Here is a 20682-nt window from a genome sequence, read left to right on the forward strand (position 1 = left end):
TTAAGAGTTTGATGAAATTACTAGGGGTTTGTGGAGTTGATGAAGGATGACCGTTATTCTCCCGACTGGAAAAATATAGCCATCACCAAAAAGCAGTCTGTTCATTGGGTCTGCGAACGGTGTGGGGTGCAATGCCTCAAACCTGGGAAGGGGAAGGGGTTATCAACCGGCGATCTCCTACGTCAAAAATTGAACCAGAGGAGATATAAAGGAGGGTGAAATTATCTGCTTTCATTGTAGTGTTTAGCGTCTCAGCTTTATTTGAAATGACTATCATTCAAAGAGCAATCTCAAATTTATCAGTACCTGTAAGGCATGGGAAAAGCCTAATCTTTGAGAATCCTCAGCATAGGACATTCCCTCGACAAACTGTTTATATTCTTTTGAATATTCACCATCTATCTCAAAAATTTGTACTAAAAAGTCAATAGCTTCGAGAGGTTCTGTAATCGCGGTTTCTTTGTCCCCACGATGTTTATCATTACTCAAACAATCTAAAACGAGTTGAGGAAAATTCTTGGACCTCTGAATTAAGTTTGCTAACGCGCCTAAATCATGTAAGTGTCTTACTAAGGTTGCATCATCATTTTTACTATTACGATTGCGATTTTAAATCCGCCAGACCAAAGCACTGAGCTTATCTGCTGCTGTTTCAATTGGATTAACACAGGGGAAGTTAATTGCCTCTGGTTGTTGTTTGAGAGCTTTTCCGACAAAGGACTGAAGATCTTTTAGCTCTGGCTCCAGTGCGGGAGATTCAAATGTGACTTCCAACTGTACATGGGGACGTAGGGAATTAGACACCTGAAAAAGGGGCTGATAGCGAATTGGGACTTTAAAAAATTTTGATTCATTCCCCTTCTGTAAAGCATTTAGATCTACTTGCCAATCTGTTTGATATTGTTCTAGATTTTCTAAAATCTTGTCCCGAAAAGCTTTTCTTTGTTTTTGTTGCCGATTTTTAGAAGGCGGGTGATTGTTGATGATTTTAACCTTAAAATCCAGATCTTCAGAAAAACGTTGAATTAAACCAAAGCCCTTAGAAAGACTGGTTCCCCCAGAAAAGACTAATTGAAATGTGGGATCTTGAATTTGGCTCAATACTCCAATAATCCGCATGGCGTACCAGTCTTTCTCGATAAAGCATTCATCAACAACGAACTCAGCGGCGATCGCCTGGATAATTTCTGTGATTGCCAGGGTGCTAGACATGCTCAAACTTAACGTATTTGCCGTTGTAACCAATGCGCCTTTGTACTCTTCCCTTAACACCAATTACACGACCAGTGGGAACTTGAGTCGTTTTTCCGTCGTTGTACTGCTTTTCATAGCTCGAAGGAAATGTTTCCACCTCAAGACGTTGTAGGGCCTCTTTGGCCAATTCTTTGATACCAAGTCTGGGAACTGGTTTGCCACTGAGAGGAGAAATCTGGGCCTTGGCGTATAAACCCTGGCCAATCCGAATTAGCTGATTTTGTTGTATTAAACTGCGTAGCGATCGCCCTACCTGCTCATAATTACCCAAATCCTCAAAATCTTGACGCATAAATACCTGTTGCTGACTATTAGCAATTTGGTCAGCAATGCTTTGTGTGACAATTCGCGAAGAAACCCTTCGCCTGGTAGGTCTGCGTCTTCGCATTATGAATGGGCTATCAACAGATGATAGCTACATTTTATGGGAAATGTAGTTAAAGAACCCCATCCTGAATCTTAAGTTGTCAGTCTAGATCGCCAAAACCACCCCCGTTGAAACTGTAAGCTTTGGACTGGAAATTTTACCGGATATTGTCAAGTCTGGGCTGGACAACTCCCTGGACACACTGGATATAAACCCCCAAACCCTTACTCTGCTTAACTTAATGCAGTCCTTTAATCGACGATCGCCACTGGACAAACATCGAGAATTGGAAGAAGCTGCCACCCATAATTGGATTTTGAGCACTACGGAGATTAAAAAATTACTAGGGGTTAAGCCCAAGGGTGAAACTTTTACTAGGGGTTGCTGGATATTTCGGCGATCGGGCAAAATCGGTAATCAGTCCGCCTGGATTGTCGAGAAAATTTAAACTGGCTATTACCGTTTAATCTATCCAGTTTTAACTGGACATATCACTGGACATTTTGGTTAAAAGACTGGACATCATATCTAAAACCCTTACTCTATCTAAATTTCTTTTGTCCAGTAGCCTTTATTTTCGCTGGACAAGTTATTTATGAAAGGTGATCATTATTCTCCTAACTGGCCCCAGTTGGCCCTGAGCAAAAAGCAGTCCGTTAACTGGGTCTGTGAACGGTGCGGGGTGCAATGCCTCAAGCCGGGGGAGGGGAAGGGGTTATTAAAGGAAGAACGGTATCGGTTCAGGATGGCGGTTCATCACTGTGATTATGATCCAAGTAATAACTCCCCTAGTAATTTGATGGCTTTATGCTCCCTCTGTCACCTTTATTACCACCGTAGGCAACAGGGGAATATTTCACTGGGGCAATTATCGTTGGAATTTTACTAGGGGATAGGAATGAGCCAAACTTTTCCTTGTTTAACTATCACGATTTGTTAAGACTTTGCAACGGCTGATCTTATTTTACGTTAGCATTCCGTCATACAGTAAAAATCTATCGTCAGTTATGAAAAGTCGGCGATTATCTATCCGGGTTCCAGATCCACTGCTAAGCCAGTTACAGTCTTACCTTGACCACCAGGGCTTGACGGTAACTGAGGGAGTTCTGGCTCCTATTGCCTCTTATGTTGGGGATAACGATAAGTTGCCCCTGGTGGAGAGGGTTAGTCGTATTGAGAAGCGGCTGGCGGCTTTAGAAAATAATATTTTTATACGCTGAAAGTTTTTTGCAGGGGCTGTATTTTAGGATGTAAGTAATGAGTTGAGATGACCAATCAATGACGGCTCAAAATGTACTTTCCCCTCGACAGCTTGAACGACTACTAGCAATTGATGAATATATTCGCTCACCTATTCGTTATACAGCAAAAGTAATTGCTGAGAAATTAAGTGTAGCGGAAAGAACGATTCGTCTCGACTTTGCTTTTTTAAGAGATAGATTTAATGCTCCTATTCAATTTAATCAGTCTAAAGGTTACTACTATTCGGATAATACTTGGCGTTTACCAACAATCCCTTTGACCCAAGGGGAATTGTTTGCTTTGACGTTGGGCGCAAAGGCATTAGAAGCCTATTCTGGTACTGCCTACGAAGCTGAGTTAAAATCATCCATTAAACAATTGGCGACACGTTTGCCTGAAAAAGTTTGGGTTAATTTAGAGAAGTTAGTTGATGAAAAGATTAACTTTCGACCTGGAGCAGAATTGTTAAATCTTGACCCAGATATTTATCAGATATTGCATGAAGCTTGGAAATCTTCTCGTCAGTTGTGGATACGTTACTACACAGCAGGCAGAAATGAAGAATCAGAACGAATTGTTGATCCTTATTATTTAGATATTTATCGGGGTAGTAATCCCTATTTAGTGGCTTTCTGCCATAATCGTCAGGCGTTTAGGGAGTTCCGTTTAGACCGTATTCGAGAGTATCGCATCCTAGATGAATATTTTGAGCCTAACCCTAACTTTGATTGGAAAAAGTACAGTAAAAATGCCTTTCAGATAGAAAAAGGCAATTGCCTCCACGAAGTAGTGATTGACTTTACTTGTAAGGTGGCTCCCTATATTCGGGAGTGGAAATGGCATCATTCCCAGGTAATTGATGAACACCATGATGGTTCTCTGACTTTACACCTAGAGGTCGGAGGGCTTCAGGAGGTGAAGCGTTGGGTATTGGGTTATGGCAAGGATGCTTTGGTCAAGTCACCACCGGAGTTGGTCAAATTACTTCAAGAAGAGACTGAGGTGATAGCCCGACAAAACGAAACAGGAGATTTTGAATGATGACTAATTTTATTGATCTTGCTTTTCCCATTAAAGGAACAGTGCTTAATGCCGATCACAATTATTTTTTATATTCGGCGATCGCCAAGCGACTGAACGAGTCGAGGGTAAAAACGTCCCGTGGGGGAAGATGGTATGCCAAGACTGTAAGTAATATTATCAATAGAGAACATGAATTTTTAAGTAAAAATGGTGGTTTTTTGTAAAGGAGGGACATTTTTTACAATTACTCATTCTCATTAAGGGGGCTCACTGCTGGTCTTCAGTTAAAAAGCTGGAAATTGAATACGAATAGGGAGAATTTTAGGCTAGAATCTGACTAGGTATAGTCAGGTAATAAAATGACTAATTCAGCAACCCAAGGTCTAGATGCCCTGCAAACTTGGAAATTGGAAGATGCCAAAGCCCGTTTTAGCGAACTGGTACGCTTAGCCCAGGGGGAAAATCCCCAGCTTGTTACAGTGCGCGGCAAAGATGCCGTGGTGGTTCTTGCTGCTGACCAATTTGCTAAACTTTTGCCCTTGATGGCCCAACCCAATATCCACGAATTTCTTTCCCAATCTCCATTGAATCGCCTCGATTTTGAGCATTCCAGCGTCCAAAGTCCCGTCAGAGAATTGGAGCTATGAAGGGTTGGCTATTGGATACCAACGTAATTTCAGAACTGCGTAAGAAAAATTGTCATCCAGCGGTGAAAGCTTGGGCCGATCGCCAATCGCCCACCTCCTTTTATCTCAGCACCATTACGATGGCGGAAATTCGTTTTGGTATAGAAAAGGCTGAAGATGAAGCATTTCGTCAGGAATTAAACCAATGGCTAGATCAGGTTTTACGCCCCTGGTTTGGAGATCGCCTTTTGGGAGTAGATGAAGATGTAATTTTGCAGTGGCGATGGCTAGTGGAAAAGGGACGCAAGCAAAACTATACCTTCAGTCAACCGGATTTATTTATTGCGGCGATCGCCGTTGTCCATGATCTGTGCGTTGTGACCCGCAATGTAGGGGACTTTGAAAAATCAGGGGTTCCCGTCTTTAATCCATTCCTTTTTGCCCAATAAAATTTTTCCTGATGGCGATCGCCAGAGATCATAATTTCAATAGCAAAAACTAGCTGAAACACGCCCCCTGCCAATAAAGTAAATAGAATATTTATATATTGATTTTGGAGAGTTAAAGATTATTGATCTCTTCAGCAACCCTGAGGCCAGATAAATAAGCACCATGGGCTGTAGCAAAATAATCACGCTCTGTCGCTTCCCCCGCAAAAAATATTTGGTCATTAAGAGATTTGGCCAGATGATCCCGCATATCAGGGTGACTACCAAGGGCATTAAAAGAATAGGATCCTCTACTAAAAGAATCAGATTGCCAACGGGTAATTTGATAATCCGTAGGATCTGGAATATCGTCACCAAAAAGATGCCTTAAAGTTTTCATTGCACTTTTAATAATTTCCTCATCTGTCCAGGTTTCGATTTCTTTGCCCTCATCTGCTGCATTAAAACCCAGCAGAATCGGCAGTTGATTCACTCGGAAAATATTAACCCATTCTGACCACAAACCCCGTTCTGTGGGAACCTGTTCGATCCAGTCTACTTTTTTTGGCCAAAATACCTTAGGAAAACGCAAATAACACTTGTTTAAAATACCCATACCGAGAGCTTTAATTGCTTTACGTTTAGGAGATGGCAGTTCAGGAATAAATTTCACCTGTCCTGATTTGAGAACACCAAGGGGTAGCGTAATAATAACTTGATCTGCGGTATAAGCCCCTTGATTGGTAATAATTTTCGGGATTTCCTCCGAGTAATCAATAGATTCAACAATTTGATTTAATTCAATGGAAATATCTTTTGCTAAATAATTCACGATCGCCTGATATCCTTCCACAAAAATTGCATCATCACCGCCAAAACCACCATCCCCATCAAACCAATAAATTGATGTGTCTTTGAGACTGCCAGCATATTCGTGTTCGATAGTGCTGTTCATATACCAATCAATAATTTGCTTAGTTTCAAGGGGTTGATTCTCTAGATCGAATACATTTTCAATGACGGCTTGCAAAGATTGATCCCCATCTCCATTTTGAGCGGTGGCGATCGCCCCTTGCCATTTTTTTTCTAATTGTTCAATAATTCGATCTTCTTTAGCAGTGAACGGCTGACCCCCAACCTCATAGGTGATCGCATTATCGTAACTAGTCATTACCAAAGGTGTTGCAATTTTTTCAGCTAGCTCAGTAATCGGATTGCCCTCAGTACCCTGAATCCAAGATGCTCCCATATCTAATGGCGCATCATCCCAATAATTACTTGTCCAAGTCCGTCCGCCAAGACGATCTCTTGCTTCCAATACTCGTACAGTATAGCCCTGTTTCATTAAGCTTTGGGCAGCAGCCAAACCCGCCAAACCCGCACCAATAATCAAAATAGATGGGGCATCATTCGCAGTAACAGGTGTGTTATTTTTGCCACAACTGGTACTAAGCAAATAACTTACAAACATTAACTGACTTAGTTTAAAAAAACTTCGTCGCCTGATCATCTCATGCCCTCAGTAGACTTTATTCAACATAGAACACTAAAAATCAAATAGAGACAATTTAGATTGTCTTTAAGGTATCAAGTAAAGAGTAACGGATTCAGGGCCTACCCCACTCAAGCCAACGAATTGCTAATTTTCCTTCCCGATCTTCGATAATCACCGATACAGCCTCCACAAAATCTTCCCCCTCTAAAGAAACGTATAACCAGACGACATCATTCGGTTCCATGGGTGGATATTGCCGTTGCCGTTCCGGGGATAGCAAAGCGCAAGCCATGCTGTAATCGGCCATAGTTAAGAGATTGCCAAATAGTTGGGCTAATTGAATAGCTTGGTTAATCATTGTTGATCACGAGATTGATGGTAATAATCACCGGCACCATTGAACAGCAGTAAAAAGTATTTGGGCAGATAGGGCCTTGCCCACCTAACTTTAATCAGACTTGGTAGAGATCGCCAGGTTAGAAACCCCTAGTAAAAATTATTGGGATCTATTACCTTGTCTAAAATTTGCTACTGACATTGGTAAATATCGTTACATTTTAGACCCTACTTAACAGCATCTCCAACAATCAACTCAGCAGTTAACCAGGGTTGTCAGAGTATTAATGGATAAATCAGCAAAGCTTTAAAGAAAGTTAAATTTTCCAATATTTGTGGTCATTTTTATTTAGCTATTGGACAATATAAATTACTAATTTTAAGGAGTTCACTATGGACTTTAACCCCAATGAGTGGCCTACTCACAAACAAGGTGAGGTTGTCCGCCAACTAATACTAGATGCGCTGGACAGTCCAAAGACCAAGGAAGAATTGTCCAGTTTGTGCAACAAGAGCGTTAGACAAATCACTAGACATTTACAGCGTTTGTCCAGCGAAAACAAGATTTTGTCCACTGGCAAAGGGCAATTTGTCCGACGGATCGCCGCTGGATTTTTACTCCTTTACGTTGGACAAATTTAAGTTCAGCGTTGGACAGCATTGGACTTGACAGAAAAAAATTGTCATATAGAATCCCCTAAACGACAAGTTCCACAAAAAAATATTTGGGAGATTAAAAAAATGTCCATCGCTGGAAAATCCAAAGGTGACGTTGTACAACAACTGGAAAAATCCTACGGGGTAGCCCGGACAACGGTGTTCAATCGGCTGAAATATTTAGGCTATTCGTTGGACAAAGTTGATGATTTGTTCAGTTTGTCCAATGAACAAATGGCTGAACTTGATAACCTGCATCGCTGGATAAGTGATGGGGGCAAAATGGCCGATTATCCCAAACCAGGACAATTGACCATGATCACCGATGAAGGAGAACTAGAACAATATGGGGAAGTGATTAATTTTGATGCCCTAGAAGGGGACGAGGAACTGGGTCACGCTGAGCTGATCCGGGCGGCCCAAAATCAAGCGGCGGGGATCTTAATTGCCCAGAATTTACTAACTGCTGAAATCCTGAAAAATCCCCAACATTTACCGGCGGATCTCCAAGCCCAGGTGGAGCAGTCCAAGGTGGCCATCGCCCCAAAGCCCCAGAACCCGTTAGTGATAGCTTCCCAATGGATTACGAAGGCGAAGGCTTACCAGAGCAACCAGAACCATGGTCAACTGGCGGCCTAGATGATCTAGATCAATGGAACGAAGAGGAAGTGGCCCAGCCAGCAGTCGAAGCCTGTTATCGGCAACCGGAGCTGGAAGGTTTACTCCATTCCCTTTATTCCGCTCGGTCAGTGTTGGTGACATCGGGGGAAGGCATGGGTAAAACCTATCTGGTGCGTCAGGTGTGGGAACGACTGTTATCCGATGGGGTGACGTGCCAATACTTTGAACCAGCTACCCCCAAAACCCTGCTGATGGCGATCGCCAGTCTGTTGCCGGACATCGACATCAGCACCAGTCCCGCCGGTCGGATATTACCGTTTATTTCCCGGCCCCTGGAGCAAAGATTTTCCCATCGCAGTGCAACCCATTCCCTATTAGCTTCCCTGACTTTGGCGGTGGTGTCCTACGGGCTTTGGTTTTTGGCCCCGGTGATTCCCCTAGTAATTATCCATGCCATTAATATTGGCTATTTTGCCGGTTGGTTTTTGGACTGCTTCACCAAATCCGGGGTGGAAATGTTTTACCCGTTGGGGGTGCGTTGTGTTTGCCCCGGTAATCGTAATCTGAGGATTTCCACTGGCAGTGCCGCTGAATATTGGCTGATGGTCTTCGTAGTGGCGATCGCCAAGCGGGATAAGCAACGCCTCGAAATTGCCAAGGTTTCCTACCCCTTTGGAGAAGGGGACAGTGAACGCTATCTGGCCCAACTGAGTAGCTACGACCGGCAAAAAGCCGCAACTTTTCGGGAATGGTCACGGCTCAGAAATCAGGTGGTACAGGTTAAATTGCTGGTGCTGGGCACCGGGGAGGATTAGTCATACTGAATGTCATCTACACAAAATTCTGTTCAGTCTCATAAAGCAATTTTTACTCCTCGGCAAATACCTCAAAACCTTTCATCTTGTATTGCTGGAAGCACAAGCTCACGCACATAAGATGCTTTTGACATGTTTATGATTGCTTTGACTAAATTGATTACATCGTGCAGGGGAATAAGTTCCCCATTTCCTCTCTGGGCAGCTTCAGCTACTGGAACTTGAAGCGAATCTTCTGTGTTGAGATAGCCGAGTTGTAAACAGGTAACACCCAAGCCTTCACTTCTAAAGCTTTCTCGTAATGCATCAGCAATTCCAGAAAGCGCAAATTTTGATGCGCCAAAGGTAACTTCTGGTCTCCCACTTTGTCGCAATCCTGATGTTGATCCAGTCAGAATTAGCCTAGGTTGAGAACTTTTAAGTAACCTTGGGATAAGGTGTTTCAAAACGAGAATGGCACTAGTTATATTAACATTCACCATATCAATCAAGCTTTTATCTTCATCATCCAAGAAACTATATTCTTCTGAAAATGCTGTTTTTTCCCATATTCCTAAATTGTAAATAAGTACATCAAGCTCATTCGGTGTATATTTTTTAAGGATTTGTATAGCTTGCAAAGGTTTTTCTAAATCAGCCTCAATCCAGTCTAATAAAATAGACTCAGGTAATCGTAAATCTTGTGGTTGACTACGGGATACACCAATCACCATATCACCGTCAGAACATAATCCCTCAACAAATGCTTTACCAAGTCCTTTGCTTGCACCAATAACCATTAACTTCATTGGTTTAGTTTCCTATAAATAATTAATATTGTCCTTTGAAAATCCAAATAAGAATTTAATTGACCAAATAGTATTTAGTTTATAAGTGAAAATTTATACGTTCCAAAAATCAGCCGCTTCCTTAGGAAAAGTAGAAAGAACTTTTTGAAAAGCTTTTTCGTTTATATGTTTCCTCAAAGCAATAGCTACATCTCTAATGGCCGTATCAGGAGAAAAATTGTGTTCCTCTCGCAATAATTTCACTTCTTGAATCATCTCTGCATAATCTCCAAAAGGTTTTTTAGACTCGTGTATATTCCAGTCAGTGACAAAAAGAGCCCTTAAGCAGACTGGCAAAACATTGGCAAAAGCAATAGCATTTTCTGTAGAAAGTCTCCGGCGAAATACTTGAAAAACACCTTGGGTCATCGTATAGGCTACATGTGTGCTCCATAATCCTGCTATGTTACGGGTATCTACTAAATACTCATAAAAATTATCTGAAGCACGCTGATATTCTGCAGGTACTGGCATAATATTTTCTTTGGGCTTTTTAGTGTTTCCACATAATTATAGCCCGCCCTAGTTATAAGTTTTATAGATTTAATAATGACATCTATGCTCTAGCCAAGTTCTAACTTCTTGTTCAGAACCAAAACTCATATGCTTATTAAAAATTGGATCGTAAACTTCAAAGTATATATCACCGTAGCGGCTAACTTTTCTAGATATTTTGGGTTCGTTACAGTAGGCTAATATATTTACTAATGAATAAAGTAGCCCATTTATTCTTTCTTTGATGCGTTGCAAAAAATAGAGTTTTTCATGAAATGGACTGATAATTGAGAGACAATCTTTTATTGTGTTTACACAATTTTCACAAAAGTTTTGATTAGTCATTTTTTCAGAAATGAAATTTAGTGGAGCAATAAAATAGCATTAAATTATTTAATTGGACATTAATAACTATTCTATTTTTTAAAAGAATTAATCGACTTATATAAAAATTTTACTCATTTATTTCAAATAAGAAAGATGCAGTTACAATAAATTGTTATGGATACAGTTTACTTTTCAGCAACTGTTATGGTTACTAATCAGCTTAACTGTAATGCTTTTCTAATTTAGAAACAAAAAATGAAGCCTAAGTTTATGACAACCTCGCCTAATCAGACCCTCTACCAAACGGTAGCGGATCAAATTCATGGACTGATTAGCGAAGGGACTTTCCAGCCAGGCGATCGCCTACCATCGGTGCGAAAATTACATCAGCAGTGGTCAGTAAGTATTTCAACAGTCTTGGAAGCTTATCGCCTACTTGAGGATCGAGGATTAATCGAAGCTCGTCCCCAGTCAGGCTACTTTGTCAAAACCATATTGAATTTCCTACCCGACGAGCCTAGTCCCAGCACACCTCAGTCTGCCGATAATCCTGTTGATACGTCTTTAGCCTTCCGTGTAAATAATTCAATGTTGAAACCTGGAATCATTGGCTTAGGGGCGGCGATCGCTGGTAGCAATCTTTTACCTATAGCTACCCTCAATCGTTTGATGGGGCAAGTGATACGGGCTAAGCCCGAAGTTACCCATCGCTATAGTTCACCACAAGGCTGTGAAGAATTACGTCATGAAGTAGCACGTCGTCTCATAGACACTGGTTGCTCTATTACACCAGATCAGATCGTTATTACGAATGGAACGACGGAAGCACTCTATCTTTCCTTAAAGGCTGTCACAAAACCCGGTGATACCGTTGTCATCGAATCTCCTACTTATCATCTTTTGTTGGAAACCCTTGAAGCTCTTCACCTCCGGATTCTAGAGTTACCGACTCATCCTCAACATGGTATCTCGCTAATACACCTCGAAGATGCTTTGAAAAACGATCAAATTTCAGCTTGTGTCCTAATTGCAAATTTTAGCAACCCTTTAGGTAGTTGCATGAGTGATTCTAAAAAGAAACAGCTTATAGGTTTAATTAATCATTATAATGTTCCATTAATTGAAGATGACATTTATGGTGATCTTAACTTTACTGGAAATCGCCCAAAATCAATCAAATCCTTTGATACTCAGGGTTTAGTCCTGTATTGTTCATCTATAAGCAAAACATTATCACCTGGATTAAGAATTGGCTGGGCTGTACCGGGACGTTATCAGACAAAAGTTGAGCAACTAAAGATGACGACTAATTATATGACAGCAGTTGCTCCACAACTGACAATCGCTGCATTTTTAGCGAATGGTGGTTATGATCGCCATTTGCGGAAGCTAAGACGCACCTACCAGGCGCAAATGATGGATATGACTCAGGCGATTTGTAATTACTTTCCTAAAATGACCAGAGTATCTAGGCCAAAAGGAGGCTATATTCTCTGGATTGAAATGCCAGAAATAGTTGATACTCTTCAGCTATACGAGGATGCATTACGTCATAATATTGCCATTGCTCCAGGTAGTATGTTTTCTTCATCTGGCGGTTATCGTAACTGTTTTCGACTTAATTTTGGTTTGCCTTTTACAGAAGAGATTCAGCAAGCAATGATTGTACTTGGACAACTTTTGCATGAGCAGACAAAATAAACTTTACAATTCAAGGCAATTTTAAATTAAAGAGAATTTAGAGAAAAATTATTATGGATACCGTGGTTCATAAATTAAAAGGTCAATTTTGGGGAAGGGGACAGTGAACGCTATTTGGCCCAACTGAGTAGCTACGACCATTTATGGGCAAACTGGCGGAGGAACCACTTAGTTTGATCACACCGCACTCGTTGGCATTTTTATTGGTGGATCTGGGCAGGGATGAATATTCCCCTTTGATGGATTGATAACTACCCAAACCAGAAACGTAAATGTCCCCGGTGCGGGTTTCGCGCCCTACTGTTGGGTTGGCAAATGCACCAGGGGCAAGCGCCGTTATGCCTAGCGTCACCAACGCTAGACTGGAAAGTATTTTGTATTTCATAATTGCAGGGAGTGTCATTGAGTGGGGCTATTTTATATGTCCCTCTCTTTTTGTCAATGCTCTTTTTGTTAGCGATTTATGGCATTACTTTTTGCTTTATTTTTTGCATCAATTACAGCTTTGACGTTTATAATTGCCAGATTTTATTCAGTAATAGTATGGACAAAAATATTTGGCTAATCCTATCTCTATGCACCACCATGATTACTGCTTGCAGTCAGAAGCAAATGCAGGAGATGGCCTCTAATACCATGGTGACCCAGAACCGAACTCCTGATAAAACTTGGCGGGTTAAGCCTGGTTCAGTCCATGATGGGGATACCTTTCGGGCCGTGGCGGATGTCACTAATGAAGAAATTAAGGTGAGGTTGGCCTGCATTGATGCCCCGGAACTAGAACAAGCTGGTGGAGTGGAAGCAAGGGATTATCTCCGGTCAATGTTGACGGATAATCGGGAAATCATTCTGATGGGTGCGGGAAAAGATCAGTATGGGCGCAGTGTGGTGGAAGTTTTTGCAATAACCGACACGCCAGGGCTTGAAGTGGGGGTCAATGGCGAAATGGTTTTGGCAGGTATGGCGCACTACTATGAACGATATAAGAGATCGTGCCCTGAGAATGCAGAACAGTATGAATTCCTGGAACAGGAGGCAATCTCATCTAAAGCTGGGGTTTGGGCTAATGGAGATGCTGAACGCCCTTGGAATTGGCGTGGAAGGAATAAGTAGGGGTTGGTTGGCGATCAACTAAAGCTAGAATCACTCGGAAACTTTCTGGCGATCATGCCTAAATGGAGTGATGTGCCGAAAGTTTCCACATATAGTTACCTCAAAGAGTGTTGTACGGAAAATTTCCGTATAATCAATAGTTATACATGTAATTATCACTGATAAACTTCTGAGTAAAAAAAAGCAAATGACAAAAGAACATATAAACGCAATAGAATATATATAAATGTTTGTGCCAATTTGAAAAAATCTATGATATTTCCCTTTGATATAAATATAAACCTAAGCGATTCAGGCATAACTGGCATCCAGAATAAGACCATTACTATCAATGGAGGTGTTACGACTTTTCTAGGTCCAAATGGTTCTGGTAAAACCCAACTACTAAGAGGGTTGAAATTAAGCCTTAGAAGTTATGCAAATGGAAAAAAAATAAGATATATTTCTGCTGGAAGGCTAGGTCCGATGGAAGCCTACCGGTCAGATTATGATGGTCAAAGAGGAAGGCAAATAAGGTTTGATCAAGCAACATTTGGCGACAAATCATCTACAACCAGAAGACATAAGAACGAAACAATTTTAGGTGATTTTGGGACTTTATCTGAACGTCCCGATATACTCATTAAAGTTCAAGAAAGACTTAGAAAGCTATTTAAAAGAGACTTAATGTTAGATTGGGACGGTGGAAATCTTAAAGTATTTTTCTCTAGAGTAGACCAAGAAACTAGCTCGAATTATTCTTCTGCACGTGAGGCGAGTGGTCTTCTACATCTGGTTGCAATTCTAGCAGCCTTATACGATGATGAAGTAGGTTGCCTACTAATCGATGAACCTGAAGTGTCGCTTCATCCGCAATTACAATCCTTCGTAATGGATGAAATTTTAAAAGTTGCGGGTCCTAATAATGAAGCTGGTAAAAAACTGGTATTTATCTCTACGCATTCGACTGAATTTATTGAGGTTAATTCTGTAGAACAACTTTCAACAATAGTTTTTTGTAAAGACATTCTTGAAGAAGCTGTTCAAATAGACCCTTCAATAGGTGAATTTCGAAGTAGAAAATTACAAGCTCTTTTAACCAGACTAGGGCAAGAACACAAATTGGCTCTTTTTTGTCACTCGCCTCTTCTGGTAGAAGGCCCAAGTGATGAAATCATTTGTTCAGCAATTAACAGAAAGCTTAATATTAATCTAGAGGCAGCTGGCTCTCAAGTGCTTCCTGTAACTGGCAAAGGACAGTTTCCTGTAGTAATCAAATTATTGAGATTGATAGGTAAGTCTCCTGCACTACTTGCAGATGCAGATGCGTTAACTGATAATCTTGATATCATTGGAGTCTTTACGAGTCTTGACAAAGCGAATATTTTTGCAAATGAATTAGGTCATCGTGATGCCCCTGCACTTGCAGGAACCATTTACAATGATTTTTGCAAACTTGTGGCTGACCAATGGAGTAATATCCAAGCACAAGCTGAATTACACTATTATTGGATTAATAGAGATATAGATAAAGACGAACTAATTGCCAAGCGAAGAAGTGCATTTTGTTGGATGTTCTCTAATGATGAGACAAGTATATTGAATATCGACAATGGAGCGAATTGGGTTTCTATTAAGCATAGATTGTCGACGTTATTAGACTTATTAGAAAAACTAGGTTGCTTTATTCTAAAGAAAGGAACAGTCGAAGGCTATTATCAGCATGTATCTAATTTAACAAATGACGAAAAACCGAATGCAGCTTCCTATGAAGTAAATGGTTTAATGGAGGCAAATATTGAGGCTGTCACTACAGCATATGACGATATCCTTAGTGCTCTGAAATATTGTTCTCAAGCAAAGGATATTAATGAAGCAGAAGCAATTCGTGACTTGTTGCTTGCAGTTATCACACCAGCTTTAGCGAGCATTAAGAAAGAAACTTCAGATGCGGAATTGAGATTACATTCAAATAATTTATTTGGAGCCAAATCAAGTTTGTTTAAACTGAGCAAAGAACAGGATGGTAATGACATTTATCTTTTAGTTGAACTTGCCTCCAATATCCTTGAAGTCGAAGGTTTTCCACTAAGAATAAAGAAAGGAAGTAATCCAATTGATATGGTAAATAAAGCATTAAAATTAAAATAAAAACTAATGCAAACAAGGTGTATGATTCATATCATTCAGGATACGCATTATGCACAAAATATTGAGAGTATAGAGGGGGAATGAAACAATGTATAACAAATAGTTGGACCTGACATTTTTCCACTACACTCCAAACATGCAGGTGAACTCAGGCGTTAAGAACAAAAAATTTATCCGTAGCTGATTAGCATTAAGAAAAAACGAGTTTGACATTTCTTGTTTACATACATTACCTACGGAGTCCCCAACTGCCACTGAATTTTAATAGGGGATTTTGGGGCGATCGCCAGTTAGTAGCTCGGTAAGCCTGAAGGTTAATATTCCCCCATTCCACAGGGTTTGCCAGTATAGCGGCGGGAAAAAATCATTGCTCAACACCAAAGGAACAACCCTAAACCTTGCTTGCGGGGAACTCTACAGTGGTTGCCCCTTGTGCGCCGCCTGGAACTTATCTGTCAAGGCGATCGCCAAAAGTTATTGCTGGTTACCGATGGGGGGCAAAGTCCGCCCAGCTAAAGCCCGGCTTTCTGTGGGGTTTAAATTTGATGGCACCGTGGATTACCACCGTGCATTGAGGATGTTATAGGCGATCAACAAATTTTACTAGGGGTTTAACGGCGCACCGCGCAACGGATCTCTGCGAGATCACCAAAAGATCAGTCAAGTCATATTCCGGCCAATGACCATTTCAGCCCTTAATTGTTCTGGTTAGCGACAAACCTATTAACGAGTTCAACGTCAATATCTAATTCCTTGGCAATTTCGGCAATTGTAAGACCCAATTTCTTCAACAGGGGTATGGTTTCTAGTTTCGCCTCCAGCCTACCTTCTAGTTTGCCCTCCAATTTGCCCTCTAATTTTCCTTCCAACCGACCCTCCAGTTTGCCGGCAATTTTACCTTCCTCTAAAATTTCTTGATAGACAGCAGATTCCTTCATAATTTCACTCCTTAAAATTGTCTTGATCAGCTCAGGGGCCAACAGAATCCCTCCAAAAACAGAGGTTGCTGCCATGAGATTTGCCTTAACTCGATTATCCTCAATCTGCTCCAATGCAGTCGCCACTTCCCTCAATTTTAATGTAGGGTCAGAGGTTTGGGTCAATACCGCTAGGGGCAATAGCCCTGGACTTTGGAGAAACGTCTCCGATGGTTGCTCCCAAAGCCGAATCGCTTGATAACGATGCACAGTCTCCCCCACCTGAAAACTATCCTGATAAACTAAATCATTATTACTACGTTTCAGGTAGATAACAAATTGGTGCATAGTCTTCTGGGGGAAACGGCGATAAACCCTTACCCGATAGTCCAACATCCGAAAGCCCATGGTGGGGTCAGGCTCCGTTTGGAATTCCAGATGCAACACCAAGTCTTCCGATTGCTCCAAAATCAGGGAGTCAGCGCGAATTGGTTCCAGGGATAATTCCGTCGGACTGAGCTTGGTCAATTTGATTGGTCGTCCCAGCAACCAGGCGGCATAGTCTTCGGAAAAGGATTCGGCCAGAAATTTGCACAGATTGTCAAACATATCCAAATTCTACCGGCGATCGCCAAAAGTCCCCATCGATTTGATTCGCCCTGATGGTTGAGAACTTTGGCAACAATTACTAGGGGTTTATAGGCGATCGCCTATTGCAAATTCAGCAGGCAGCCCCCATGCCGAGATAGATGTAAAATCATTCACTTGGAGCTAAAACCTATATCTACTAAGGGTTTTAGACTTAACGTACAGTTTTTTTCTTTTCTGTAATGACCTCTAATTAGCGAGTTTTACTAGGGGTTTTGGGCGATCGCCAACAAAGTGAGGGTCTGATCTAATGGCAATACTAAATGAACTTGGAACTATCGCAGGGGGTATAAATAGGGGTTCATTGGCGATCAACACACCGGAATGTAAAATTCACATCTACTCTCGCACTATTGCTAAGAATCTGCGGTAATATTCCAACAAAATAAGGTGGATACATTGCATGGACGCTATATTCATTAGTTAACCACTCATAGCAACGAATTAACAATGAATGAGAAATTTTTCAAATTAGGAAAAAACTGCCTAAGACTCGTTACCTCAGAAATAGAATCAGCTAGTTTCCTTGGGGGTAAACCGTTAGTCAGTTCATCTATCAATTGGCCCAGAAAGAATGATAAACCTCTCGGATTTATCGCTCAACTAGACTTAAGTGAAATAAATAATGAACAGGCTATAGAGTGGTTGCCAAACAGCGGGCGTTTACTATTTTTTTATGATTTCTATGAGTGGCCATGGGGATTCGCTCCAGAAGACAGAGGAGGATGGGCTATTTTATACGAAAATGGTTCCGAGGAATTGCATTTTCAAGAATTACCCTCCGACCTACATAAAGAGCATATAGCTTCATCTATTAAATATGTTGTTTCAGAGAAATTTATGAGCTATCCAGATGGACAAAGAATAAATTTTGAGGAAGGTGAACTATCTGAAATTGACAAAGAACAATATTACGATTTCATTGATGAATATTATAGAAACAAAACACTTCATCAAATTGGGGGATACCCAAGACCAATTCAAAACGATGACATGGAAAAAGAATGTCAGCTTATAAGCAGTGGGATAAATTATGCTTACCCTGAAGATTATAACTCGGAAGAAGCTAAGCAGCTCCGAGAGCAAGTAAATGACTGGCGGCTAGTTTTTCAATTTGATTCTGATGATGATATTGATGTTATGTGGGGTGATATGGGAATGCTTTATTTTTGGGTCAAAGAAAGCGAATCAAAAAATTGCAATTTCTCTAATTCTTGGATGATTTTACAATGCTGTTAAAATCAATCACTATCAAAGTATTACACCGGACAAGCTGATGAACACAGCATTAAGTCAGAGAAACTAAGAACTTCTACCGATCGCCAAAAGTTTTTGCTGGTTACTGATAGGAGGCAAAGTCCGCCCAGCTAAAGCCCGGCTTTCTGTGGGGTCTATGTTTGATGGCACCGTGGATTACCACCGTGCATTGAGGATGTTGTAGGCGATCGCCAAATTTTCTAGAGGTTTAACGATGATGCCCAAAAAAGCGGGGATTTGAGCGAATGGCAATGCAGAACGCCCTTGAGATTGGCGAAAAAGGAATAAGTAGAATAAGTAGAGGTTGATTGGCGATCAGACTTAAATGGGGTAATATGCCAAAAATTTCCACACATCGTTACTTTAAAGGGTGTTATACGGAAAGTTTCCGTATAATCAATAGTTAGCCTGGTTCAGTATTCATGGCAAGTAAAACATTAAGATTAACTTTTATTGTTAGGGTTTTGTATCAAGTCAGCTTATTATATACACAAAGAAAAGAGCGATCACGCTAAACAAAAGTTAATCCACGAACGCATCAAAAACCCATAAATCAAGCTCACAAGCATTTCTTCATTACGTAGCACAACCAAGGAAAGGGAAACATGAGCACCATCACTACCAAAGACGGTACGGAAATTTACTACAAAGACTGGGGTTCTGGGCAACCGATCACGTTCAGCCACGGCTGGCCCTTGAGTGCGGACGCTTGGGAATCGCAGATGTTTTTTCTTGCCTCCCATGGCTACCGCTGTATTGCACATGATCGTCGTGGTCATGGACGATCAAGCCAACCATGGAATGGCAATGATATGGACACCTATGCTGACGATTTAGCAGAACTCTTCGAGGCTCTAGATCTAAAGGATGTGGTGATGATCGGTCACTCGACGGGTGGTGGAGAAGTGGCGCGTTTTATCGGACGACACGGCACTCAACGAGTATCCAAGGCGGTGTTGATGGGTGCAGTGCCGCCGCTCATGCTCAAAACGGAGGCAAATCCGGGGGGGCTTCCCATTGAGGTCTTTGATGGATTTCGCGCCGCATTTTTGGCTGACCGCTCGCAGTTCTTTCTGGATATAGCAAGTGGTCCATTCTTTGGTTTCAATCGACCTGGTGCTAAAGTCTCCCAAGGACTGATCTACTCATGGTGGATGCAAGGCATGATGGCTGGACACAAAAACGCCTATGATTGCATCAAGGCATTTTCGGAAACAGATTTCACTGAGGATTTGAAGAAGTTCGATGTGCCAACGCTGATTATTCATGGCGACGACGATCAGATCGTACCGATAGGTGCTTCTGCTCTCCTGTCTGCGAAGCTTGTCAAGAATTCAATCTTAAAGATCTATCCCGGTGGATCGCACAGCCTAGGTGACACAAGTAAGGAACAGCTCAATGCCGACCTGCTAGAATTCGTTGAATCCTGATGCTAAAGCACTTATGTAAAAAATTAATGTCAAAGATCCCGAATGGATGATTCTCGTCAGTTTGTATCCGTTTCGGGTAGACCGTTCAAACTCAATACACACAACACTTACAATCGTGAAAAAACTGGACGGAAAAGTTGCAGTCGTCACAGGGGCATCTAAAGGAATCGGTGCCGAGATCGCTAAACATCTAGCAGGCGAAGGTGCAGCCGTGGTCGTCAACTACGCATCTAGCAAAGAAGGAGCCGATCGCGTGGTTGACGAGATTGTCAGCACGGGTGGAAAGGCGATCGCCGTGCAGGCAAATGTTGCTAAAAAGGCAGAGATTCAACAGCTTTTTGCTGAGACGAAACAAGCCTTTGGCAAGCTCGATATCCTGGTCAATAATGCAGGCATCTACGAATTTTCTCCGCTTGAAGGCATCACAGAAGAGCATTTCTACAAGCAATTTGATCTGAATGTGCTGGGTTTGCTTTTGACCTCGCAACAGGCAGTAAAGTCCTTTGGTGAAGAGGGCGGTAGCATTATCAACATTAGTTCAATTGTTAGCACTCTGACACCGGCAAACAGCTTGGTCTATAACGCAACCAAAGCGGCAGTCGATGCCATTACAAAGTCACTCGCCAAAGAGTTGGGTTCACGCAATATTCGCGTTAACTCCATCAATCCTGGCATGGTAGAAACAGAAGGTGCTCGTACAGCAGGAATTACCGAAAGCGAAGGTCGCCGACAGGTTGAAGCGATAACTCCTCTCGGTCGAATCGGACAGCCGCATGACATCGCCCCTGCTGTCGTCTTCTTGGCGTCTTCCGATTCAGCCTGGATCACTGGCGAAACGCTGTACATCACAGGTGGTCTTTATTAGTTAGAACTGGGCGAATTTGTGACCCCTAACTGCCTCCTCACGCTACTGAATAGCGGCCTCCGAGTGAGGGCAAGACAACAGAGGAAATAGGGTGATGCATATATGCAG

The 20682-nt window shown here is 41.6% G+C and carries 24 protein-coding genes and 1 pseudogene; 16 read left to right on the plus strand and 9 right to left on the minus strand.

Annotation, left to right across the window (positions count from 1 at the left end):
* Positions 1–273: 273 nt before the first annotated feature.
* From H6G46_RS17795 to H6G46_RS17805, 3 genes and pseudogenes are all read right to left on the minus strand, one after another.
* A complete protein-coding gene (locus H6G46_RS17795; protein ID WP_041428265.1) occupies positions 274–489 on the minus strand; it encodes a hypothetical protein in 216 nt (71 codons plus the stop codon).
* A gap of 120 nt (positions 490–609) precedes the next feature.
* Positions 610–1065, minus strand: a pseudogene (locus H6G46_RS17800) (nucleotidyl transferase AbiEii/AbiGii toxin family protein); the annotation flags it as partial.
* 139 nt (positions 1066–1204) lie between these two features.
* Positions 1205–1642, minus strand: coding sequence for a DUF6088 family protein (locus H6G46_RS17805; RefSeq protein ID WP_011153638.1), 438 nt, complete (start codon positions 1640–1642; stop codon positions 1205–1207).
* Positions 1643–1862: 220 nt separating this feature from the next.
* Between H6G46_RS17805 and H6G46_RS17810 the strand changes: the two genes are divergently transcribed.
* From H6G46_RS17810 to H6G46_RS17835, 6 genes are all read left to right on the plus strand, one after another.
* Complete coding sequence (locus tag H6G46_RS17810; protein ID WP_011153637.1) at positions 1863–2069, plus strand: hypothetical protein; 207 nt, start codon at positions 1863–1865, stop codon at positions 2067–2069.
* Between the two features lie 147 nt (positions 2070–2216).
* Positions 2217–2510: an HNH endonuclease gene (locus H6G46_RS17815; RefSeq protein WP_011153636.1), complete on the plus strand. Its 294-nt coding sequence runs from the start codon at positions 2217–2219 to the stop codon at positions 2508–2510.
* Between the two features lie 389 nt (positions 2511–2899).
* On the plus strand, positions 2900–3904 hold the full coding sequence (locus H6G46_RS17820; protein ID WP_011153634.1) for a WYL domain-containing transcriptional regulator: 1005 nt from the start codon (positions 2900–2902) through the stop codon (positions 3902–3904).
* Complete coding sequence (locus H6G46_RS17825; protein WP_242018681.1) at positions 3904–4110, plus strand: recombinase family protein; 207 nt, start codon at positions 3904–3906, stop codon at positions 4108–4110. Before H6G46_RS17820 ends, H6G46_RS17825 begins: the two co-directional genes overlap by 1 nt.
* 135 nt (positions 4111–4245) lie before the next feature.
* Positions 4246–4533 (plus strand): type II toxin-antitoxin system prevent-host-death family antitoxin, encoded by a 288-nt coding sequence (locus H6G46_RS17830; RefSeq protein WP_011153632.1) that lies wholly within the window; start codon positions 4246–4248, stop codon positions 4531–4533.
* Positions 4530–4961, plus strand: a complete 432-nt coding sequence (locus tag H6G46_RS17835) for a type II toxin-antitoxin system VapC family toxin (protein WP_011153631.1) — start codon at positions 4530–4532, stop codon at positions 4959–4961. The genes H6G46_RS17830 and H6G46_RS17835 overlap by 4 nt, the downstream gene beginning before the upstream one ends.
* A 112-nt stretch (positions 4962–5073) precedes the next feature.
* Here H6G46_RS17835 and H6G46_RS17840 read toward each other — a convergent pair whose 3' ends face one another.
* The gene (locus tag H6G46_RS17840; protein WP_223211231.1) at positions 5074–6411 is read right to left on the minus strand and encodes an NAD(P)/FAD-dependent oxidoreductase; all 1338 of its coding nucleotides are present in this window, start codon (positions 6409–6411) and stop codon (positions 5074–5076) included.
* A 136-nt stretch (positions 6412–6547) separates the two neighbouring features.
* Positions 6548–6793, minus strand: a complete 246-nt coding sequence (locus tag H6G46_RS17845) for a hypothetical protein (RefSeq protein ID WP_011153629.1) — start codon at positions 6791–6793, stop codon at positions 6548–6550.
* A 371-nt stretch (positions 6794–7164) separates the two neighbouring features.
* On the opposite strand from H6G46_RS17845, the gene H6G46_RS17850 reads away from it, so the two are divergent.
* The 3 genes from H6G46_RS17850 to H6G46_RS17860 all read left to right on the plus strand — a co-directional run bounded on the left by H6G46_RS17850 (position 7165) and on the right by H6G46_RS17860 (position 8864).
* The gene (locus tag H6G46_RS17850; protein WP_011153628.1) at positions 7165–7413 is read left to right on the plus strand and encodes a hypothetical protein; all 249 of its coding nucleotides are present in this window, start codon (positions 7165–7167) and stop codon (positions 7411–7413) included.
* A gap of 99 nt (positions 7414–7512) precedes the next feature.
* On the plus strand, positions 7513–8067 hold the full coding sequence (locus H6G46_RS17855; RefSeq protein ID WP_011153627.1) for a hypothetical protein: 555 nt from the start codon (positions 7513–7515) through the stop codon (positions 8065–8067).
* Positions 8007–8864, plus strand: coding sequence for a metal-dependent hydrolase (locus H6G46_RS17860; RefSeq protein WP_223211230.1), 858 nt, complete (start codon positions 8007–8009; stop codon positions 8862–8864). Before H6G46_RS17855 ends, H6G46_RS17860 begins: the two co-directional genes overlap by 61 nt.
* Positions 8865–8935: 71 nt before the next feature.
* Here H6G46_RS17860 and H6G46_RS17865 read toward each other — a convergent pair whose 3' ends face one another.
* Together H6G46_RS17865 and H6G46_RS17870 are read right to left on the minus strand one after the other, a co-directional pair.
* A complete protein-coding gene (locus H6G46_RS17865; protein WP_011153625.1) occupies positions 8936–9652 on the minus strand; it encodes an SDR family oxidoreductase in 717 nt (238 codons plus the stop codon).
* Positions 9653–9745: 93 nt separating this feature from the next.
* Complete coding sequence (locus tag H6G46_RS17870; protein ID WP_011153624.1) at positions 9746–10165, minus strand: DUF2267 domain-containing protein; 420 nt, start codon at positions 10163–10165, stop codon at positions 9746–9748.
* A 603-nt stretch (positions 10166–10768) separates the two neighbouring features.
* On the opposite strand from H6G46_RS17870, the gene H6G46_RS17875 reads away from it, so the two are divergent.
* A complete protein-coding gene (locus H6G46_RS17875) occupies positions 10769–12214 on the plus strand; it encodes a PLP-dependent aminotransferase family protein (RefSeq protein ID WP_041428264.1) in 1446 nt (481 codons plus the stop codon).
* Positions 12215–12296: 82 nt separating this feature from the next.
* Here H6G46_RS17875 and H6G46_RS17880 read toward each other — a convergent pair whose 3' ends face one another.
* Positions 12297–12599, minus strand: a complete 303-nt coding sequence (locus tag H6G46_RS17880; protein ID WP_223211229.1) for a hypothetical protein — start codon at positions 12597–12599, stop codon at positions 12297–12299.
* A 56-nt stretch (positions 12600–12655) separates the two neighbouring features.
* On the opposite strand from H6G46_RS17880, the gene H6G46_RS17885 reads away from it, so the two are divergent.
* From H6G46_RS17885 to H6G46_RS17895, 3 genes are all read left to right on the plus strand, one after another.
* Entirely contained in the window at positions 12656–13327 is a 672-nt protein-coding gene (locus tag H6G46_RS17885) for a thermonuclease family protein (RefSeq protein WP_223211228.1), read from the plus strand.
* 252 nt (positions 13328–13579) lie between these two features.
* On the plus strand, positions 13580–15457 hold the full coding sequence (locus tag H6G46_RS17890; RefSeq protein WP_011153620.1) for an AAA family ATPase: 1878 nt from the start codon (positions 13580–13582) through the stop codon (positions 15455–15457).
* 430 nt (positions 15458–15887) lie between these two features.
* Entirely contained in the window at positions 15888–16043 is a 156-nt protein-coding gene (locus H6G46_RS17895; protein WP_158299051.1) for a hypothetical protein, read from the plus strand.
* 109 nt (positions 16044–16152) lie between these two features.
* Here H6G46_RS17895 and H6G46_RS17900 read toward each other — a convergent pair whose 3' ends face one another.
* Entirely contained in the window at positions 16153–16983 is an 831-nt protein-coding gene (locus tag H6G46_RS17900; RefSeq protein ID WP_011153619.1) for an Rpn family recombination-promoting nuclease/putative transposase, read from the minus strand.
* A 489-nt stretch (positions 16984–17472) separates the two neighbouring features.
* On the opposite strand from H6G46_RS17900, the gene H6G46_RS17905 reads away from it, so the two are divergent.
* The 3 genes from H6G46_RS17905 (at position 17473) to H6G46_RS17915 (ending at position 20574) form a co-directional block, all read left to right on the plus strand.
* On the plus strand, positions 17473–18261 hold the full coding sequence (locus tag H6G46_RS17905; protein ID WP_011153618.1) for a YwqG family protein: 789 nt from the start codon (positions 17473–17475) through the stop codon (positions 18259–18261).
* Between the two features lie 623 nt (positions 18262–18884).
* Positions 18885–19709 carry an alpha/beta hydrolase gene (locus H6G46_RS17910; RefSeq protein ID WP_011153617.1) on the plus strand — a complete coding sequence of 275 codons (825 nt, stop codon included), beginning with the start codon at positions 18885–18887 and terminating at the stop codon, positions 19707–19709.
* Between the two features lie 115 nt (positions 19710–19824).
* The gene (locus H6G46_RS17915) at positions 19825–20574 is read left to right on the plus strand and encodes a glucose 1-dehydrogenase (protein ID WP_041428273.1); all 750 of its coding nucleotides are present in this window, start codon (positions 19825–19827) and stop codon (positions 20572–20574) included.
* Positions 20575–20682 lie beyond the last annotated feature (108 nt).

Origin of the sequence: Synechocystis sp. FACHB-908 (genome assembly GCF_014698595.1) — a bacterium.
In the GTDB taxonomy this organism is placed as follows: Bacteria; Cyanobacteriota; Cyanobacteriia; order Cyanobacteriales; family Microcystaceae; genus Synechocystis.

Coding starts and splice junctions, on each gene's coding strand:
- H6G46_RS17805 (WP_011153638.1), bottom strand. CDS start 1,642: ATGCGAAGACGCAGACCTACCAGGCGAAGGGTTTCTTCGCGAATTGTC.
- H6G46_RS17810 (WP_011153637.1), top strand. CDS start 1,863: ATGCAGTCCTTTAATCGACGATCGCCACTGGACAAACATCGAGAATTG.
- H6G46_RS17815 (WP_011153636.1), top strand. CDS start 2,217: ATGAAAGGTGATCATTATTCTCCTAACTGGCCCCAGTTGGCCCTGAGC.
- H6G46_RS17820 (WP_011153634.1), top strand. CDS start 2,900: ATGACGGCTCAAAATGTACTTTCCCCTCGACAGCTTGAACGACTACTA.
- H6G46_RS17825 (WP_242018681.1), top strand. CDS start 3,904: ATGACTAATTTTATTGATCTTGCTTTTCCCATTAAAGGAACAGTGCTT.
- H6G46_RS17830 (WP_011153632.1), top strand. CDS start 4,246: ATGACTAATTCAGCAACCCAAGGTCTAGATGCCCTGCAAACTTGGAAA.
- H6G46_RS17835 (WP_011153631.1), top strand. CDS start 4,530: ATGAAGGGTTGGCTATTGGATACCAACGTAATTTCAGAACTGCGTAAG.
- H6G46_RS17840 (WP_223211231.1), bottom strand. CDS start 6,411: ATGTTTGTAAGTTATTTGCTTAGTACCAGTTGTGGCAAAAATAACACA.
- H6G46_RS17845 (WP_011153629.1), bottom strand. CDS start 6,793: ATGATTAACCAAGCTATTCAATTAGCCCAACTATTTGGCAATCTCTTA.
- H6G46_RS17850 (WP_011153628.1), top strand. CDS start 7,165: ATGGACTTTAACCCCAATGAGTGGCCTACTCACAAACAAGGTGAGGTT.
- H6G46_RS17855 (WP_011153627.1), top strand. CDS start 7,513: ATGTCCATCGCTGGAAAATCCAAAGGTGACGTTGTACAACAACTGGAA.
- H6G46_RS17860 (WP_223211230.1), top strand. CDS start 8,007: ATGGATTACGAAGGCGAAGGCTTACCAGAGCAACCAGAACCATGGTCA.
- H6G46_RS17865 (WP_011153625.1), bottom strand. CDS start 9,652: ATGAAGTTAATGGTTATTGGTGCAAGCAAAGGACTTGGTAAAGCATTT.
- H6G46_RS17870 (WP_011153624.1), bottom strand. CDS start 10,165: ATGCCAGTACCTGCAGAATATCAGCGTGCTTCAGATAATTTTTATGAG.
- H6G46_RS17875 (WP_041428264.1), top strand. CDS start 10,769: ATGAAGCCTAAGTTTATGACAACCTCGCCTAATCAGACCCTCTACCAA.
- H6G46_RS17880 (WP_223211229.1), bottom strand. CDS start 12,599: ATGAAATACAAAATACTTTCCAGTCTAGCGTTGGTGACGCTAGGCATA.
- H6G46_RS17885 (WP_223211228.1), top strand. CDS start 12,656: ATGCTCTTTTTGTTAGCGATTTATGGCATTACTTTTTGCTTTATTTTT.
- H6G46_RS17890 (WP_011153620.1), top strand. CDS start 13,580: ATGATATTTCCCTTTGATATAAATATAAACCTAAGCGATTCAGGCATA.
- H6G46_RS17900 (WP_011153619.1), bottom strand. CDS start 16,983: ATGTTTGACAATCTGTGCAAATTTCTGGCCGAATCCTTTTCCGAAGAC.
- H6G46_RS17905 (WP_011153618.1), top strand. CDS start 17,473: ATGAATGAGAAATTTTTCAAATTAGGAAAAAACTGCCTAAGACTCGTT.
- H6G46_RS17910 (WP_011153617.1), top strand. CDS start 18,885: ATGAGCACCATCACTACCAAAGACGGTACGGAAATTTACTACAAAGAC.